Consider the following 19,183-nt stretch of genomic DNA (forward strand, 5'->3'; position numbering starts at 1 on the left):
TTGACTTATACAATTATTTAATTGTTTTTCAGTGAAGACTTGCATGCAGTTACCAAATAATCTTAGTGCATCAATATCTCCTAACCAAGTATCATGCCTTGTAAATTCTTTTATTATATCCTCTTTTATTCCTACACTTAATTCATCTAATTGTCCTCGAAAAGCTGCTATAGCTACAATGATTTTATACTTAAACACCTTATTACCTGGCAATTTAAGCACTTCTTGCAAACAATTTTCTATTTCATTTTTATCAGAGGTATTAAAAGCTATCCTTACCTTATTTTCAAGTTCTTCAGCTCTTTTCTCATTTTCTGAAATATACTCGTTTTTAATTAGCTCCAAAAAACTGTCTACATCGATATGGTGTGCAAACAAGATTTTAAATAAACTTTCTGCAGAAATTCCTTCTATTCCTCGTTCAATCTTAGAATAATGACTTTTATGAATAATTCCTTGGATCATTTCATCTTGTGTCAATCCTAGACGAATTCTTTGGTGTTTTAACGCTTCACCGATAGTCATCTTTCATCCCTCCAATTTACCTTCAACTATACTATCTTTTTAATTTTCTCTCCATACAAAAACGCCTTGCCCGAAAGCAAAGCGTTTTTTAGCATAAGCAATTTTAAATTTACCTTAACCCTTATCTGCACCAGCAGTAATTCCGTTAACGTAGAACTTCTGCATGAAGACAAACAAGATAGTAATAGGGATCGCGATGATTACACACCCTGCAACGAATTGTGCGAAGTATGCAGTCGCATTACCTTTGGCTGTGTGCACCATGTTGTACAAACCATAAGCGACAGTATAAGTCTTAGCATTTCCTGAAGTTGAAAGAATAATACCTGAGAAAATGAAGTCTGTCCATGGAGCGATGAATGCAGTCAAAGCGGTGTAAACGATCATTGGCTTTGAAAGTGGCAAACCAATGTGTAAGAACACTTGCCACTTAGTAGCACCATCAATTTCAGCAGCTTCGTCAATTGATCTAGGAATAGTATCAAAGAAACCTTTAGCAACGTAGAAGCCAAGTCCGGCACCACCAACATAAACAAGTAACAAACCGAAGAGGTTTAACATGTTCAAGCCTTTTAAGATGTAGTACAAAGCGATCATAGACATGAAGCCTGGGAACATCCCTAAAACCAAAGCAATTTGCAAAAATGGTTTTCTAAACTTAAAGCGAAGTCGTGACAGAACATAGGCAACTGAAATAGTTAAGAATGTCGAAATAACCATCGAGAGAAGAGAAACAATTAATGTGTTAATGATCCAGTTACCGAATGGGTATTGCGGATTAGTAAAAATACCAACATAGTTCTGCAACGTGAATTGTTCTGGCCAGAAGGTCGAAACGAATCCAGTATCATTGTATGAAAAACTTGCTAAGACGATCCACACAATTGGTAAAATCCAGATAATAGCAAGTAATGCTAAGAGGATATACCGAAAGATTAATGAGAGCCGTCTTTGATTTGAATATGACTTCATGTCTAGCCCTCCTTATAAGCGTTAGTGTGGCGATATGCAATCAGCGAGACGACCGCACTAATAATGAAGATTAAGATACCTAGTACAGCTGACGCGTTATAACGCTGTTCCTGACCGAACGTCAAGTTATACAGCCACGTTACCAGCAAGTCAGTCGACCCGGCTCCGTTATACTTACTGTTCATTGGTGCACCACCCGTCAGCAAGAAGATAACGTTGAAGTTGTTGATGTTACCAATGAATTGTTGAATAAGTGAAGGTGCCATAACGAATAGAATTTGTGGGAAAGTGATTGAGCGGAAAATTTGTGCAGCGTTGGCACCATCGATCTTGGCAGCTTCAATTTGATCTTCTGGCAAGTTTTGAATAATTGCAGTTGAAACCAACATTGAAACTGGGATACCGATCCACATATTAACAAGGATAACGGTGATTCTAGCTACTAATGGAGAAGCTTGGTTATCAATGAAGTGAATTGGCGAACTAATCCAGTGTAAGTTCATCAAAATGTTGTTCAAAGCACCTTGGTAGTCTAAGAACTGAGCCATCATCAAAAGTGAAACGAATTGAGGAACAGCCCAAATAATTACAAAGACTGTTCTCCAAAAGGCCTTATACTTAATGCCTTTGGATTCAATCAACATTGCAAGCAAAACACCAAAGAAGAAAGTAGTAGCAGTTGCAGCTACGGCCCAAATCAAGGTCCAGCCCAATACTGGGAAGAAAGTACCAGCTAAGTCACCACTCAACACATTACCGAATGCTTGGAACCCTGTCCAAGAAAAGGCGATTGGGTGCTGACGATCATAGTTAGTAAATGCCATTGAAATCATGAAGACTGTTGGCAAAACTGTGAAGAATAGGATACCCAATAATGGAATAACCATCAAGGTTGCGTGTAACCGAGTATCAAGCAAACTCTTAAGTTCTTCAACGTTAGTTGGAATATGGTCCCCATCACGCTTCAAAATATAATTATGTCTAGTTGAGCGTAAGTTGACAATGTATAGATAAATGATTGCTACACATAAGATCAAGGCCAATACACCGAATAACAAAATCAAAACTGAGTTTGATGGTTGCTTGGTTACATAAACGCCTTGTGCGGCATCATAAACAACTTTTTTGGTTTTAATAGTACCTAATGTAGCTAATGAATTTAAAGTAGGGATACCACTGAGGATAAACCAAACAATAAAGATAATTTCTGAAAGTAAGAATGAAATACCTTTTACCCATTGTTTGTTTGCCAAGGCGTTACTACCCATAATGAAGAATGATAACTTGGTAGCAATATCGCCTTTAGACCATACTTCGCGATATGTTGCTTTAGGAGCTACATGCTTTTTCTTTAGAAACATAACTTCTCCCCTTCTTAGGCAAAAAGGTTGGAATTAACGGCCAACCTTTGCTTATGCTTTAAGAAATACTATTTAAAATTATTTCTTAGAAATATCTTTTTGCAACTTAGCAAGCTTTGCCTTGTATTGTGCTGGCTTGATCTTGCCGTCGTAAGTACCACTGATAAGTGGAGCTGCTTCGTTCCAGAATGTTGCCATTTGTGGAAGCATTGGTTGCAATACTGAGTTACCTGGCTTAGCCATTTCAATTACAGATTCAGCAACTGGGTCACTCTTAACAGCGCTTGAGTTTACAGCAGCCTTAAGTACAGGAATTTGACCAGCTTCCTTGTGGGCAATTAATTGAGCTTTCTTGTTAGTGATGTAAGCAGCTAAATCTGAAGCGGCCTTAGCATTCTTGGTGTGTGAGTTAACTGCGAAGCCTTCGATACCAAGGAATGCTTCCATTTGTACGTTCTTACCACCAACGTCAATCTTAGGATACTTAGCAACTGCGAAGTTCTTGCCCAAGATCTTCTTAATGTTAGCTGCATTCCATGGACCATCAAGAATAGCTTGTGCGTTACCCTTCTTTAATTGGTTCAAAGCGTTTGAAGTTTGCATTACGCCCTTGTTGTTCTTTTGAGCTGCGTACCACTTCAATGCGTTTACACCGTTAGTTGAGTTAAATGTTGAACCCTTAAGGTCTTCACCGTTGTCACCGTAAAGCTTTGTACCTGCTGAGAACATTACTGGCCACATTACGTATGCGTTAGTAAAGTCAGTAGCTACAACACCCTTAGAAGTTAAAGTCTTCCAGTCCTTAACGTCGTTTGCAGAAAGCTTAGACTTATTGTAGTAAATGGTTTGAGCTTGTTGTGCGTATGGGAATGCGTAAATCTTGCCCTTCCAAGTTACACCCTTTGATGCAACGTTAATGTAGTTAGCCTTAATGTCTTTAGTTGCTGAAGGTGAAAGTGGGTTAATGTAACCAGCTTCAGCCATTTGACCTAATTGGTCGTTAGGAACTTCGAATACATCGGCAGCCTTTGATGGGTCCTTACCAACGTCAGTCTTAGCGTTAGCTGAACCGTTAGGACTTTGAACAACACGAACCTTGATGTTCTTATTCTTCTTAGTAAAGTCCTTAGCAATTTGCTTGTAGTAAGGAACTTGTTCAGTATCTACCCAAAGAGTTAAGTTAGCTTTCTTTGAGCTAGAGTTATTACTACTTGATGAATCTGATGAACCGTTTGAACATGCTGCAAGTGACATTGCTGCAAGAACAGCGGCACTACCTAAAGCCATTTTCTTCCAAATTTTCATAACTTTTCCTCCTAAAAAAATCAAAACAATAAATAATTCTTAACAACAGTAGCCTTTGCTACTTATGGTTGTAAGCTTTAATAAGTTAAATTAGTTAACGATTGCCTTGGTGGTATCTTTGTCAAAGAAGTGAGCTTTGTTAACATCGAAGCCCATCTTGACCATATCACCTGGCTCGTGATAATCACGTGAATTTACAATAGCAGTAAATTCAGTACCATCGACTTCTTGGTGAAGTTGAATGGTTGCACCCAAAAGTTCTGAAACAACAACCTTTGATTCAATTACTGAATCTGGCCAAGTTTCCATAAATGCTTCTTCTGAGTGGATGTCTTCTGGACGAATACCGAAGACTAAATCTTTATCGTTGTAGCCCTTTTCGTTGAGCATCTTTGCTTTACCTTCAGGGATACCGATGTTCAAACCTTTACCGTCTGAAATACGGCCATCCTTGTAGTGAACATTGAAGAAGTTCATTTGAGGGGAACCAATGAATCCAGCAACGAACATGTTAACTGGCTTGTTGTAAACCTCAAGTGGTGAACCGATTTGCTCTACTCGACCAACAGACATAACAACAACTCTGTCGGCCAAGGTCATAGCTTCAGTCTGGTCGTGAGTAACATAAATAGTTGTAGTACCCAACTCTTGGTGAAGCTTAGCAATTTCGGTACGCATCGTTACACGTAATTTCGCATCCAAGTTTGATAATGGTTCGTCCATTAAGAAAATAGGAGCTGCACGAACGATTGCACGTCCTAAGGCTACACGCTGACGTTGACCACCTGATAAAGCACCTGGTTTTTTATCCAAATATTCTTCAAGGCCCAACATCTTAGCGGCTTTCTTAACTTTTTCATCGATTTCAGCCTTAGGCGTGTGACGAAGCTTAAGTCCGAAAGCCATGTTGTCGTAAATAGTCATATGTGGATACAAAGCGTAGTTCTGGAAAACCATCGCAATGTGTCTATCCTTTGGAGCGACATCATTCATTACCTTGTGATCAATTTCCAAAGTACCTTTACTGATGTCTTCCAAACCAGCAACCATTCTTAATGTAGTTGACTTACCACAACCTGATGGACCAACGAAAACGATGAATTCCTTATCTTTAATATGTAAGTCAAAGTCATTTACAGAATATCTATCATTACCTTGATACTTTTTGTAAATATGGTTTAAATCAACCTCAACCATTGTTTTCCCTACTCTCTAACTTTTATTTTTCATTAAAAACTTTTTCAATCTCACTAAGTTTCAAATCTGCAGTTGTTGGTACGATGTAGTCAGCTTCTTTTAAAAGTTCCTTATCACCAATACCAACTGCAAATTGATGAGCAGCCTTGATTGCTTCAACACCAGCCTTGGCATCTTCAAAGCTGATTACTTCGTCTGCCTTTAAGCCGGCAATTTCTTGCGCCTTAATGTAGATTTCCGGATCTGGCTTACCATGGTGAAGAGTTGCTGGATCAACGATCCCATCAAATTCATCCATGATACCCAATCTAGTTAAAATCTTTGGTGCATTCTTTGAAGCAGAAGCAATTACCATCTTTAAGTTTTGCTTTTTAGCATCTGCCAAAAGTTCTGGAATTCCTGGCAAGATATCCTTTGGTGTCATTGTTTCAACTTGCTCAACGAACTTGGAATTCTTTTCTGCAGCGAATTTTTCTTTTTCAGCTTCAGTATATTTATCTTCTTGACCACCATATTTCAGAATCAATTCCAATGAATCCATTCTTGAAATACCACGCAAGCTATCAAGTTGAGCATCGTTTAAAGTAATGCCTAATTCTTTTGCCAAGTTGTTCCAAGCTGTTAAGTGAAACTTAGCTGAGTTAGTTAAAACACCATCTAAATCGAATAACAATCCTTTAAGCATTTGTAGTTTCACCTTCTTTAAGAGTAACTTTCTTATCGTGAACTAATACATCAATATCTTCACCCTTAAGCAAAGTAAGCTTAGTTCCTTCATGATCAACATAAACTTTGATCAAGCGACCACGGTAGTTGATCTTGAAGCTGTAGTGATCCCAACCTTCAGGAACAAATGGGTTGAACTTCAATTCGTTGTGATCGTAACGCATGCCTGCGAAACCTTGAACAATTGCAAGCCATGAACCACTCATTGAGGTGATGTGCAAACCATCAACCGTATCGTTGTTATAGTTATCAAGGTCTAAGCGAGCAGTTCTTTCATAAAGCTCAACGGCCTTCTTTTGCTTGCCAAGTTCTGCAGCCAAAATTGAGTGAATACATGGTGACAGTGAACTTTCGTGAACTGTTAATGGTTCATAGAAGTCGAAGTTCTTTTCCTTTTCTTCCTTGGTGTATTGATCATTTAAGAAGTAGATACCTTGTAAAACATCGGCTTGTTTAATAAATGGTGATCTCAAGATCTTGTCCCATGACCAGTGTTGGTTAATTGGACGTTGATCTTCAATTTCACTAACTGGACGAATGTCTTTGTCTAAGAAATCATCTTGTTGTAAGAAGATGCCGCGTTCCTTATCTTCTGGAAGGTACATCTTATCAACGATGTCTTGCCACTTTTCTTTTTCTTCTTCAGTGACGTGTACTCTTTCTTGAGCTTCCTTTGTAGCAAGTGGCAAACGCTTCAATGTGTATTGCAGAAGCCATCTTGCCATGGTGTTAGTGAACCAGTTGTTGTTAACGTTGTTTTCGTATTCGTTAGGACCGGTTACACCGTGCATAACGTACTTGTTACGCCACTTGGACCAGTGAACTCTGGCTGCCCAGAATCTAGCAGTTCCAACTAAGACGTCCATACCTTCGTTCTTAACGTAACTATCATCACCAGTGTAATCAGTGTACATAGCGATTGCGTGTGGAATGTCTGCGTTACGGTGAATTTCTTCAAAAGTAATTTCCCATTCGTTGTGACATTCAATTCCGTTAAATGTAACCATTGGGAACAATGCACCTGGTAAGCCTTGCTCTTTAGCGTTGTGGTAAGCACCTGGTAATTGATCGTGACGATATTGAAGAAGTGCTCTTGTAACGCTTGGATCAGTTACACATAAGTACATTGGAACGATGTAAGCTTCTGTGTCCCAGTAAGTAGCACCACCGTATTTTTCACCGGTAAAGCCTTTAGGACCTACGTTTAAGCGTTCATCTTCACCGTAGTAAGTCATAAACAATTGACAAATGTTAAAGCGAATACCTTGTTGAGCGGCATCATCACCTGCAATAACAACATCTGATTTGTCCCAACGCTTCTTCCATACAGCTTCATGATCAGCTAAGTTTTCGTCAAATGACTTAGATTGAAGTTTCTTCATCAAGTCATTTGCTACATCGGCTTGATCTTGATCCTTAACGTCACGGCTAGTTACTACAATGACATCTTTTTCAAGTTCATAACTTTCATTTTCAGCTAATTCAACTGATAGCTTTTCACTTAACTTCGCACTTTCAGTTGAGACATCGCCTTGAACAATTTCACCGTTGTGACGCAAGCTTTGCTTAAGCAAAACAGTGAATTGAGGAACATCATAAGGATTTTCTTTAGTCTTGACTTGAATTGTTCTAGCTTTTTCATCTTCACCTAGTGGCAACCAGAAACGTTCATCATAGTTACTATCTTCATTAACAACTGTGCCATCTAATGTAGAATCAAAATCAATCTTAGCGTGACCTTCAAGCACTGTAGCCTTTACTTGAATCAGAGCAGCTTCTTTTTGAACGATATGAAGGAAACGCTTAAATTCAAATTTAACTTTGGCATCTTTTCCTTCGTAAATAAAACTTCTTGTAAGAAGGCCTTGATGCATATCAAGAGATAATTCAAAGTCATCAAATTTGACTTTGGCTAAGTCTAGTTTTTCACCATTAATGGTAATGCCAATGCCAATAAAGCTTGGTGCGTTAGGTGTTTTACCGAAATATTTAGGATATCCGTTCTTCCACCAACCCACACGAGTCTTATCTGGGAACCAAACACCTGCAAGATATGTACCTTGTAAGCTATCACCAGAATAGCCTTCTTCAAAGTTTCCTCTCATACCCATATAATCATTACCGATTGCAGTCATGCTTTCCTGTAATCGTTTATTTTCTGGATCGAAATTATGAGTAATGACCTTCCAAGGATCAATTTCAAAAATTCGTTTCATATACTTTATATCTCCCACAAAATTAAGTGCTCTTTTGTTTACGCTTTCATTATCCTTAAATTGAAAGCGGTTTACAATATCAAAACCATTGTTACCGGTATCAGAATTTGTTAATAAAAAAAGAAGATAGTTCTTAATCTATCCTCTTTTCGTACACTTATTAAAAGTAATTTTTAATCAACCGTGATTACAAAGCCTTTTGGAGCTAATACTCCATTTTGATAATCTTGACTAAATGAATTTTTACAATCAATTTTTACATCATGATCCGTGGTGTTAAAGTACGCTTTAACAGATTCCATTCCGTTTCTATCTACCTCAATCAGGCCATTTTCTGTTACATGTAACTTAATTGTCCCTTTACCGAAGGTTTCATCATGATCTAAACGGAACTTAATCAATTCATGAACTCTTTGCCAAACAGGACCATCTTCCTTTGACCAATCCATTGGTTTACGACAATCTGGATCATTGCCACCTGTCATTCCCATTTCAGTACCGTAGTAAATACATGGACTGCCTTTTTGCACAAATTCAAAGGTTAATGCCTGCAAAGCCAAGTCTTGGTCGCCATTAGCCACTGTTAAAATTCTGGCAGTATCATGTGAATCAAGCATATTCATCATCGCTGCATTAGTTGAATCACGATACTTCATGAGTTGATCAGTTAAACGCTTAGTCATTTGATCAGCCGTCAATTTATGCTTAAAGAAATGATCTTCAATTTGCAAAGTATATGGATAATTCATAACGCCAGTAAATTCATCCCCATTAAGCCATGGACGAGCTGAGTGCCAAACTTCACCAACAATGTAAAAGTCTGGCTTGATATCAGTTACTGCCTTATGGAACTTCTTCCAGAAATGATGATCTACCTCGTTGGCAACATCCAAGCGCCAAGCATCAATATCAAAATACTTCACCCAGTACGTAGCTATCTCAAGCAAGAAATCTTGTACTTCAGGGTTAGCAGTATTTAATTTAGGCATGTGCTTTTCAAATGCGAAAGTATCAAACTGCGGATTTCCTTCACCTTGCAATGGATCATGGTACGGTTCAACTGGATACTCATTAATGTGGAACCAGTTAGCAAAACGAGAACTTGGACCATTTTTAACCACGTCTTGCCACTGCATTGATTGATCACCTAAGTGGTTAAATACCGCATCCAGCATGACTTTCATGCCACGTGCATGGGCCTCATTAACTACTTTGGCAAACAAGTCTTTATCACCAAATTCTGGATCGATTTGCAAATAATCAATCGTGTCATATTTATGGTTGGAGCTTGCTTTAAAAACAGGACAGAAGTATAAGCCATTTACTCCAAGTTTTTTCAAATAATCCAAATGGTCTAATACCCCTTGCAAGTCACCACCATAAAAGTCTTCTCGACCAGGATGATCTTCGGGATTCCAAGGCTTCACATTTTTAGGATCATTAGATTTATCACCATTGGCAAAGCGTTCTGGGAAAATCTGATACCACACGGTATGTCTAACCCATTCCGGTGTTTTAACCATATCAATATCATGGCAATATGGAACCTTAAAATATGAGCCATCTTCCATTAAGGCTGTCTCTACATCGCTGCTGATTGCTCTGTCACCTACAACAACGCTGGTGCCATCGCTACCAATTACTTCAAAAGTATACTTTAAACGGTGAAATGGTGCTTCAAGGGTAGCTCCCCAGTGATCCTCAACTTGACCTTCACCAATCTTAGTCATTTCAATGGTTTTAGCTTGGTTCAATGGTAAATAGTTATCGCAATAATGCACAATAACTTTTTCAATATCATTCTTTGCGCTATGAAAACGAACACGAACATGAGTCGCATCAATTACAAAGCTGTCTTCACTTTCAGTTCTGTGTTTTAATGCTGCTAATTGCATGTTTTAATTCTCCTTTTTCAACACAACACCTGCATAAGGCATCAAAGTTAATTTCCCGTTAGTTAATTGATATTCTCCTGCTTTTAATTTTTCTTCCGTATATCCTTGTGGAATCTCTACTGTAATCTTTTCATTGCTTAATGAAACTGCCACGATTGCACTCTCATCGCTTAAATCACGCTGGTAAATATAACTATTTTTATCAGTTGGAAGCATATAGTAGTCGCCATCTTGGAATAAGCTTTCTTTTTTAAGGGCGATCATCTTTTTATAAAAAGTAAACATGCTAATATCTGAATTTACTTCACTAGCAACTGAAACATGTTTTTCAACAATCCCGTTAATCCAAGGAGTTCCTTCAGTAAAACCATAATTTTTAGTGTCATTCCACGGCATTGGACCGCGAGCTGGCAACTTATGCGTTTCACTTACCATCGTCATTGCATCTTCTCTACTGATACCTGCCTGTTCTGCTTTTTTAATCCATGGTGCCACCGTCTGATCTTCAAATTGATCAACACTAGTAAAATGCAAATTCTTTAAGCCTAATTCTTCGCCATAATAGATAACTGGAATCCCGTGCTGCAAATACATCAAGATAGCCAAACTTTTAGCTTGGGTTGGCGTCTTCGCCACTCTGGTAGCCAGTCTAGCCATGTCATGATTATTCCAGTAAAGAGTTGGCTGAGAAACACCTGCTAAGGTCTGTTGCCAAACAACTTGATTTTGCTTAAAGGCCGTAAAATCAATACCCTTAGGTTGATATTGCTCAGGATAGCGCTTATCTACTTTTGACTCATCATCAGTAAAGTAACGAAAAGTTATAACACTATCCATCAAATGATTACGCTTATTAGTGTAATCAACGGCCAAATTTACGCTTGCACTTGCAGCTTCGCCTAATAGCAAGGCGTCTGGATAATCTTGCTTAATCTTTTCACAAAACGGCCGCATCCATTCCTGAACTTGAGGCAAGTTGGCAAAAAATGGTTCGGCAATAACCGGTTTGTCATCACCAACTTTATTAGGATAATTTTGTCTCAAATCTGCTTTGCCAATATGAATAAACGCATCAAGCCGCAGACCATCAATCCCCTTTTTTAGCCAAAATTCAGCTACTTCAAGCATGGCGTGGCGCACTTCAGGATTTTGCCAATTAAGGTCCGGCATACGCTTATCAAACAAATGGAAATATGATTGACCAGTTCCTGCTGGATCAGGCTCCCAAACGCTGCCACCAAAGAAACTACCCCAATTGTTAGGGCGCTTGCCATCATGACCTGCAAAAATGTAATAATCACGATACAGACTATCAGGATTCTTAATTGCATCTTGGAACCATGGATGCTGATCTGAAGTGTGATTTAAGACAAAATCCATAATAAGATGAATGCCAGCTTCATGAAGTTCTTTAATTAAGTTCTCCATGTCTTCCATTGTTCCCATATGTGGATCAATAGCAAAATAGTTTGAAACATCATAGCCATTATCTACTTGTGGTGAAACAAAAATAGGATTAAGCCAAACGGCATTAACCCCTAAATTTTGCAAGTATGGTATTCTCTTCCGAATACCATTTAGGTCGCCAATACCGTCATCATTACTATCTTGAAAAGACTTAGGATAAATTTGATAAATAATTGCGTGATCATACCAATATGCCATAATTTTTTCCTCCATGCATAGTTTAGTTGATATAAGAAACCGTTTTCAATATGTATAGAGATGTTACCGGTATCAAAAAAGCATATCTTGCGATATGCTTTATCTTTTAATTATTATTTATTATCTCGTAAGTTTAATGACTTCACGAGCGATCATTACTTCCTCATTAGTTGGTACAATCAAAGCTTTAACTTTAGAATCTGGCTTTGAAATAAATTTTTCACCATCAGTTCTGTTAGCTTCAAAGTCAGCCTTTAAGCCTAAATATTTCAAAGAAGACATAATGCCTGCACGAATTCCGGGATCATGTTCACCAATACCGGCCGTAAAGACAATACCGTCTACACCATCCATTTCTGCAGCATAAGCACCAACATAGCGAACTACCCGATTAATGTAAATACGACGAGCTAACTTGGCTCTTGGTTCATCACTTTCAATCAAATCACGCATATCTGATGAAACGCCTGAAATACCTAACAACCCTGATTCTTGATTCAACATATCAATTGCTTGATCAATATCCATACCAGTCTTATGCATCAAGTATTGCAAAGCCGATGGATCAAAGTCACCGCTTCGAGTCCCCATCGTCACCCCAGTTAATGGACTAAAGCCCATCGAAGTATCATATGATTTGCCATTCTTAACTGCAGTGATTGATGAACCTGATCCTAAATGGCAAACAATTAAACGAGCGATGTTAATATTTTTATGCATCATCTTAGCGGCACGAGGGGCAACATAACGTACAGAAGTGCCATGTGCACCATATTTACGCACTGCGTAATCCTTATAATACTTGTACGGAATAGAATATAAATAATGAACAGCATCAAGAGTGTGGTGATATGCCGTATCAAAAACGGCAACCTGTCGAACGTTAGGCAGAATACTCATAAAAGCTTTAATTCCTTCTGTTTCAGGACCATTATGCAAAGGTGCTAATTGAGCAATCCGTTCAAGTTTGTGTAAATTATGATTATCAATGACTACAGAATTAGGAAATACTTCTCCACCGTTAACGATTCGGTGCCCTACTCCTTTAATTTCACTTAATTTCTCTACAACATGATATTTCTTTAAACAGTCAATCAATAAGCTTACTGCATCCCTTTGCGTAGGAATCGACATATTTTTAATATATTCGTTACCGTTAGCCAATTTTATTTTAAAAATCGAATTTGGCATACCTACACGTTCTGCTCCGCCTTTTGCAATTACTTCTTCGCTAGGAAAAGAAAAGAGCTTATATTTAAAAGAAGAACTACCAGAATTGATTGCTAAAACTTTTTTCATAATATCGTGACCTCTGTTTTATTCGATGTATCTATAACTTATCTCTTATTTTTAAGTATAGCGCTTTCATTGCAGAGATGGAAAAATTTTGAAATTAAAAAATCACATCGATGTGAAAATCAATGCGATTTTATTATCTAGTAGTCTCTCGTCTAATCAATTCTGGCTTAAGCATAACTTCACCTTGTGGGGAACCAGATTGAGCAATTTTTTGCAATAACATACTTGCTAGCATTTCACCCATCTTAAAAATAGGCTGCTTAATTGTAGTTAACTTAGGATTAGAAACTTGGTCCAAAAAGACACCGTCAAAGCCAATCACACCAAAATCTTCCGGAATCCGAGCGCCCTCAGCTTGCAGCTGCCGGACAACGCCTACCGCAATTCGATCACTAGCACAGACAAAACAAGTATCTTTTTTAAACCCTTTAAAATGCTCATGAATCACATCTTGGGCGGCATGACTGTGGTTAGCTACACGGTAAATCTGTGGAATAAGCTGGTGTTGTTGCAAAGTGTTGATATAACCAGCTTCACGCGAATACTCAAATGGCTCTTTAATATCAATTCCGATAAAAATAATGCGCTTATATAAGCGATCCAATGCATACTGTGTTGCCATCTTCTCGGCAGTTTGATTATCGCTATCAACGAAATCATAGCCGCGGTGATTTTCACCAAATAAAACGAATGGCTTATCTAGCTTATCAAACATGTCGTAGTTTTTGTTACGGGCACCAGTGATCAAATAACCATCAGCACGGCCCTTTTCAATCTGATCAGGATCCGTTACCAGTTGCATCGCATATTGCTTGGAGTTCAAACCACGGGCAAAGCCGAATAGCAGGTTCATGTAATAAGGTTCTGTTGTATCGATATCTTCCAGAGTAACAAATTTAACCACGTTAGAACGATTATTGACTAAAGCCTGCGCGATAGAATTTGGATGATAGTTTAAAGACTCCATCGCCTTTTCAACCATGGCACGCAATTCTGGCGTTACTTGTTCAGGGTGGTTGATTACCCGTGATACCGTCATTTTGGAGACGTTTGCTTCTTTAGCTACATCAGATAAAGTTGTCATTTTATTCCTATTCTAAGTACATCTTTCTAAATCTATCTAGATCTTTTTGACTAAAACCAAGCTCTTTTTTGAAGAAGTTATCAAAACTGCCCCACCCTTTACGGATAGTTTCGGTAATGCCGCGGATAGCTGGTCCTTCACCTTTAGTTAAATTCATCTTTGAAACAAGCTTAGCAATTTGATTTTCATCAGGATATTGCTTGGAAACGGCAAAATCGTAAAGTTCATTGGTCAACAGATAATCTTGTGCAATCGTATCATCATCTACGCCAAGAGCAGTCAAAATCAAGGCTGATGTCATACCGGTACGGTCTTTGCCGGCACTGCAGTGATAGACAAGAGCATCTTCTTCGGGGAGTTCAATTAATTCCGCAAAAATTTTGGCAAATTCTTCTTGGCTGTGTGAGTTAAGTAGAACCTGCTGGTAAATTTTACCTAGGAAATTGTCACCCATGTCGGGGATATGGTGAATAAAGCGGTAAAGCTTATTGTCACCCTTGTTTTCCTTACGGTTTTCAGAATAAATATGCGCATCCACGTAACGCACATTAGGCCATTGCCTATCTGGAGCTGCGTTTTGCTCATACTTTGAACGTAAATCGATATCAACTGTAATCCGGCGATCAGCTAGCTTTTGCTCATCTTCATCAGATAAAGAGCTAAGCGAATCAGAACGATATATTTTATTCCACTTTACATGTTGACCTTTATCATTCTTATAACCGCCGATATCTCTAAAATTAAGCGGTCCATCTAAAGCAAGTATTCTATCATGCTCCATTTTGCTTACCCTTTCTTTGCAAAAGTATTAATATATTATATTTTATTATACATCGCTAATCATGTGCAAAAACTTGCGTTGCCTTGATTGCACGCTGCCAGCCTGAATATAGTTTATTTCTTTCTGCTTCATGCATCTTAGGCTCAAAGGCTTGCCCAATCTTGAAAATATGCTTTAACTCATCCGTATTTTTCCAATAATCAACGGCAAGACCTGCCAAAAATGCGGCGCCCAAACTAGTAGTTTCTAGCGTTTTAGCCCGTTCGATCTTGATATTTAAAATATCTGCCTGGAACTGCATTAAATAGTTGTTGTTACTTGCGCCGCCATCAACTCGCAGGTTCGGGATCTTAATACCAGAGTCTTTTTGCATCGTATCAACAACATCACGAGTTTGATAAGCAAGGGATTGCAACGTGGCTTTGATAATATCCTTATCTGTTGTTCCACGTGTAACACCGAAAATTGATCCTCGCGCTTCCGCATCCCAATAAGGTGCACCCAGCCCCGTAAATGCTGGCACAACATAAACTTCATTTTCAGAAGTTGATTCGTAAGCTGCCTGTTCAGAATCCGGTGCATGCTTAATCAACTTCATCGAATCGCGTAGCCATTGAATTGCACTACCAGCCACAAAGATTGATCCTTCTAAAGCATAAGTAATCTTACCATTAATGCTATAACCAATGGTCGTTAACAGATTATTGTTAGAGTCTGTTGGCTTGTCCCCTGTGTTCATCACAATAAAGGCACCGGTGCCATATGTGTTTTTCACCATTCCTGGTTTCAAAGCTAGTTGACCAAATAAGGCTGCCTGTTGGTCACCGGCCATCCCAGCAATTGGCACTTGTCCACCAAAGAACATATATGACGCTGTTTCACCATAAATCTCTGAATTCGAGCGCACCTCAGGCAACATTTGCTTAGGAATATTGAGCAAATGCAAAATATCGTCATCCCACTTGAGCGTGTGAATATTAAACAGCATGGTCCGTGAAGCATTAGTGTAATCAGTCACGTGTTTAGCACCATCAGTTAACTTCCAAACTAGCCAACTATCAATCGTGCCAAAAAGCAACTTTCCCTGTTCAGCTTTTTCTTGCGCGCCAGGTACATGATCAAGAATCCAGCGAATCTTAGTTGCACTGAAGTATGGGTCAATAATTAAGCCTGTTTTTTGACGAATTTCATCACTATAGCCTTCTTTTTTTAATTTTTCAGCTAATTCTGTTGTCTGCCGTGACTGCCAAACGATTGCATGATAAATTGGCTCACCTGTATCCTTGTCCCAAACAACGGTCGTTTCACGTTGGTTGGTAATGCCAATTGCGGCAATTTGATTAGGCCAAATGCCCGAATTAATAAAAGCATTGGCAATTGTTGTTTGGACCGCCATCCAGATTTTATTAGCGTCATGTTCAACCCAGCCAGGTTCTGGGAAATATTGGTGAAATTCTTTTTGGGCAGAAGCAACTTCACGTCCATCATGGTCAAAAATAATTGCTCTAGTAGAGGTGGTTCCTTCATCGATTGCTAAAATATATTTTTCTGTCATAGTTATTCTCTTTTCTGCAAAAGCGCTTTCTTATAATATTACTGTTTTTCTAATGCAGATTCTAGCAGTTAATGTAATAGATACGGTATAATTTTTATAAGGATTTTTTAAGGAGGGCATTTTAATGGAAAAAAATCAAAAAATTGCGGTAACAATTGCGGGTAACGATAGTGATGGTAGTGCAGGAATGCCAGCAGATTTGCATTCATTCTATGCACGGGGCGTTTATGGCATGGGGCTGATGACCGCGGCTGTAGCTGGTAATACAAAAGGAATTTTTGCCCAACAAATTATGCCGCTTGATTTTATCCAAAAGCAATTCGATGTGTTAAACGACGACTTCAAGATTAATGCGACTAAGACAGGGATGCTGGCTAACAAGGAAATTATCGATTGCGTTGCCGATAATCTTGAAAAATACGACATGGGTAAAATCGTGCTTGATCCCGTCATCATCACTAAGCACGGTGCCACCCTACTTGACGATGATGCCTACCAGACCTTCTTAGGCAGATTATTGCCGCTAGCCGATGTAATTACGCCTAACTTTTATGAACAACAAAAGCTAACTGGCTTGAAGCTAAATAATAAGGAAGAAATTCACGCAGGCGCTAAAAAGCTACAAGAGATGGGTGCTAAAAATGTCTTGATGAAGGGACGTCATGACTCAGATAATCAGACTGAAGTAACTGATATTTTGTTGACTGAAGATGGCGCATTTCACGAATTTACCAAGCCTTTCTTTAAGACTGATCGCGTGAATGGCACAGGTGATACTCTCTCCGCAGTTATTGCGGCAGAATTAGCTAAGGGAAAGTCTGTAATTGATGCTATAAAAATTGGTAAGGACTTTACTTACGCTGCAATTTCTCACCCAATTGATGTTGGTTCAAAATGGGGTCCGATCAATCACTTGGCTGCACAGGAAGAAAATAGATAGAAAAAATACCGAAGCTCAGATTTTGAACTTCGGTGTTTTTATGTCTGTTTTCAATTAAATCATTGCTGTGTAGAGATACAGTATTACACAAATAATGAACGCTATTACGTATCCCATGATTATGCTAATAACCCAATGAATATGATGATGTTGCATCCAAGTAGCTAACCAATCGCCCAGGACTAGACAATATGATCCTACCAGCCAGTAATTGATCTTTTTCTGATTAATTGCTGGTAATGGTAAGATTAAGATTATTATCAGTGTTACAGCTAAAATGTATTTTAGAGCTTGATAAAGTTTGGGACTTAGTAATGATTCACGCAATTTATTTTACCTTGTTTCTTCTAAATCATATATTCGATTTCCATTAATTTTTGGATTTACTTATTTCTTATAGCTCTTAATGATCCAAAATATACCAAGCATAATAAAAAAGATCGATAATACTACTAGTTGCATAACTGGTTTATATCTAAGAAAGCATGAATCTATTAGAAATACCACACCAACAGTAATAATTGCTATTCCAGATATTTTACTTTCTTTTTTCATAATAATTATTGTAACAGCAATTAGGATTACTACTGTAGTTACAATGGAAGCAACGTCGACTTGCATTAACTTAAGTTTTTCCTTCCATCTAAGTCTTCAACTATTATTTTAAATCATGTAAGTTCTCCTGCGATTGACTTTGTATCATATTTGTTACAAAGTCTTACTCAAGCCAATTGGCAATCATATTTCCATATCCTATTTTCCTAAGCTCTTGTTTAATCTCTTTTGCTTTGTCCATTTGATCTAAAAATAATGCTTTCATATAAAACACTTCAATTCTATAAATCATCAAGTGAAACGACTCAGTAGCATCAATAATATATTCCATCGCGTCATCAATATGATCAAAATGTGTAGTTTTCTTATGAACCTTTCTGTCGTAACAAACCACCAGATAATTTTCTAGCAATCTTAAATATCTTTCAGTCGTTAACTCTGAAAGCTCAGATTTTTTTGCAAAATCAAGCAAGCGCCCAATTAAAAAGTCCAATTCGTCTTGTGGCCACATCGGCATCGTATTAGCCAATAATCGCAGTAGGTCTGGTCGCTCAAGCCAATTATTCCCTCCATCAAACTCAGCTTTTATCTTCGTCCTGATTTCTACATCAATCTTGTCAGTTTCACCCTTAAAATATGCCGAAGTAATTAATGCTCGCAACTTCAAAACCTCATTATTAGATGAATTCATTATCTGCTGACAATACTTATCCAAAGCTTCAGTATCTTTTGCACTAACTGCTAGATTCATTTTAAATTCAAATTGCTTCTCAACTTTTCGTTCTTCTGACGTATAATCATCTTGAATAAGATCACAAAACTCTACTAGATCAACTTGATGCTCAAGCAATATTTTAAATAAGCTCTCCGCATTTATGCGATTTTTGCCACTTTCAATCCTTGCGTAAAAAGGACGACTAAGGATCCCAGCACACATTTGATCCTGTGTTAGTCCTAATTTTATTCTTTCTTTGCGTAGTGCTTCTGCTATAAAAAATGTAAGCAAATGTATGACTATGTTTTATTTTCATACATTTTGGACTATTCGTGCTTTCCATTTCTCTTACCAACGTCTACGCTAGTATTCCGATATTTCAATTTAGAAGT

15 protein-coding genes are annotated in these 19,183 nt (G+C 38.1%); 1 reads left to right on the forward strand and 14 read right to left on the reverse strand.

Annotation, left to right across the window (positions count from 1 at the left end; genetic code table 11):
* The 13 genes from CP368_RS06145 to glpK form a co-directional block, all read right to left on the reverse strand.
* The coding region (locus CP368_RS06145; protein WP_143468305.1) for a helix-turn-helix domain-containing protein at positions 1-525 on the reverse strand (525 nt) is incomplete at its 3' end.
* 114 nt (positions 526-639) lie between these two features.
* Entirely contained in the window at positions 640-1,497 is an 858-nt protein-coding gene (locus CP368_RS06150) for a sugar ABC transporter permease (protein WP_025006263.1), read from the reverse strand.
* Positions 1,498-1,499: 2 nt separating this feature from the next.
* On the reverse strand, positions 1,500-2,858 hold the full coding sequence (locus tag CP368_RS06155) for a carbohydrate ABC transporter permease (protein ID WP_098044203.1): 1,359 nt from the start codon (positions 2,856-2,858) through the stop codon (positions 1,500-1,502).
* Between the two features lie 78 nt (positions 2,859-2,936).
* Complete coding sequence (locus CP368_RS06160) at positions 2,937-4,163, reverse strand: extracellular solute-binding protein (RefSeq protein ID WP_098045854.1); 1,227 nt, start codon at positions 4,161-4,163, stop codon at positions 2,937-2,939.
* Positions 4,164-4,253: 90 nt separating this feature from the next.
* Positions 4,254-5,360 (reverse strand): ABC transporter ATP-binding protein, encoded by a 1,107-nt coding sequence (locus CP368_RS06165; RefSeq protein ID WP_098045855.1) that lies wholly within the window; start codon positions 5,358-5,360, stop codon positions 4,254-4,256.
* Between the two features lie 22 nt (positions 5,361-5,382).
* On the reverse strand, positions 5,383-6,045 hold the full coding sequence (gene pgmB, locus CP368_RS06170) for a beta-phosphoglucomutase (RefSeq protein WP_098045856.1): 663 nt from the start codon (positions 6,043-6,045) through the stop codon (positions 5,383-5,385).
* Entirely contained in the window at positions 6,038-8,302 is a 2,265-nt protein-coding gene (locus CP368_RS06175) for a glycoside hydrolase family 65 protein (RefSeq protein ID WP_098045857.1), read from the reverse strand. The genes pgmB and CP368_RS06175 overlap by 8 nt, the downstream gene beginning before the upstream one ends.
* Positions 8,303-8,475: 173 nt before the next feature.
* Positions 8,476-10,197 (reverse strand): glycoside hydrolase family 13 protein, encoded by a 1,722-nt coding sequence (locus CP368_RS06180; protein WP_098044199.1) that lies wholly within the window; start codon positions 10,195-10,197, stop codon positions 8,476-8,478.
* A 3-nt stretch (positions 10,198-10,200) separates the two neighbouring features.
* Positions 10,201-11,862: an alpha-glucosidase gene (locus tag CP368_RS06185; protein WP_098045858.1), complete on the reverse strand. Its 1,662-nt coding sequence runs from the start codon at positions 11,860-11,862 to the stop codon at positions 10,201-10,203.
* Positions 11,863-11,982: 120 nt separating this feature from the next.
* On the reverse strand, positions 11,983-13,161 hold the full coding sequence (locus CP368_RS06190) for an acetate/propionate family kinase (protein WP_087176600.1): 1,179 nt from the start codon (positions 13,159-13,161) through the stop codon (positions 11,983-11,985).
* 133 nt (positions 13,162-13,294) lie between these two features.
* Positions 13,295-14,245, reverse strand: a complete 951-nt coding sequence (locus CP368_RS06195) for a LacI family DNA-binding transcriptional regulator (RefSeq protein ID WP_098045859.1) — start codon at positions 14,243-14,245, stop codon at positions 13,295-13,297.
* A 7-nt stretch (positions 14,246-14,252) separates the two neighbouring features.
* Positions 14,253-15,026, reverse strand: coding sequence for a tyrosine-protein phosphatase (locus tag CP368_RS06200; protein WP_098045860.1), 774 nt, complete (start codon positions 15,024-15,026; stop codon positions 14,253-14,255).
* 55 nt (positions 15,027-15,081) lie between these two features.
* Entirely contained in the window at positions 15,082-16,581 is a 1,500-nt protein-coding gene (gene glpK / locus CP368_RS06205) for a glycerol kinase GlpK (RefSeq protein WP_098037194.1), read from the reverse strand.
* A 124-nt stretch (positions 16,582-16,705) separates the two neighbouring features.
* Here glpK and thiD point away from each other — a divergent pair, with 124 nt between their 5' ends.
* Positions 16,706-17,521 carry a bifunctional hydroxymethylpyrimidine kinase/phosphomethylpyrimidine kinase gene (thiD, locus tag CP368_RS06210; RefSeq protein WP_068813503.1) on the forward strand — a complete coding sequence of 272 codons (816 nt, stop codon included), beginning with the start codon at positions 16,706-16,708 and terminating at the stop codon, positions 17,519-17,521.
* Between the two features lie 718 nt (positions 17,522-18,239).
* Here the strand turns inward: thiD and CP368_RS06225 are convergent.
* Positions 18,240-19,082 carry a helix-turn-helix domain-containing protein gene (locus CP368_RS06225; RefSeq protein ID WP_255405090.1) on the reverse strand — a complete coding sequence of 281 codons (843 nt, stop codon included), beginning with the start codon at positions 19,080-19,082 and terminating at the stop codon, positions 18,240-18,242.
* Between the last annotated feature and the right edge of the window lie 101 nt (positions 19,083-19,183).

The sequence above is a fragment of the Lactobacillus sp. UMNPBX17 genome (assembly GCF_002553735.1).
Taxonomy (GTDB): Bacteria; Bacillota; Bacilli; order Lactobacillales; family Lactobacillaceae; genus Lactobacillus; species Lactobacillus gallinarum.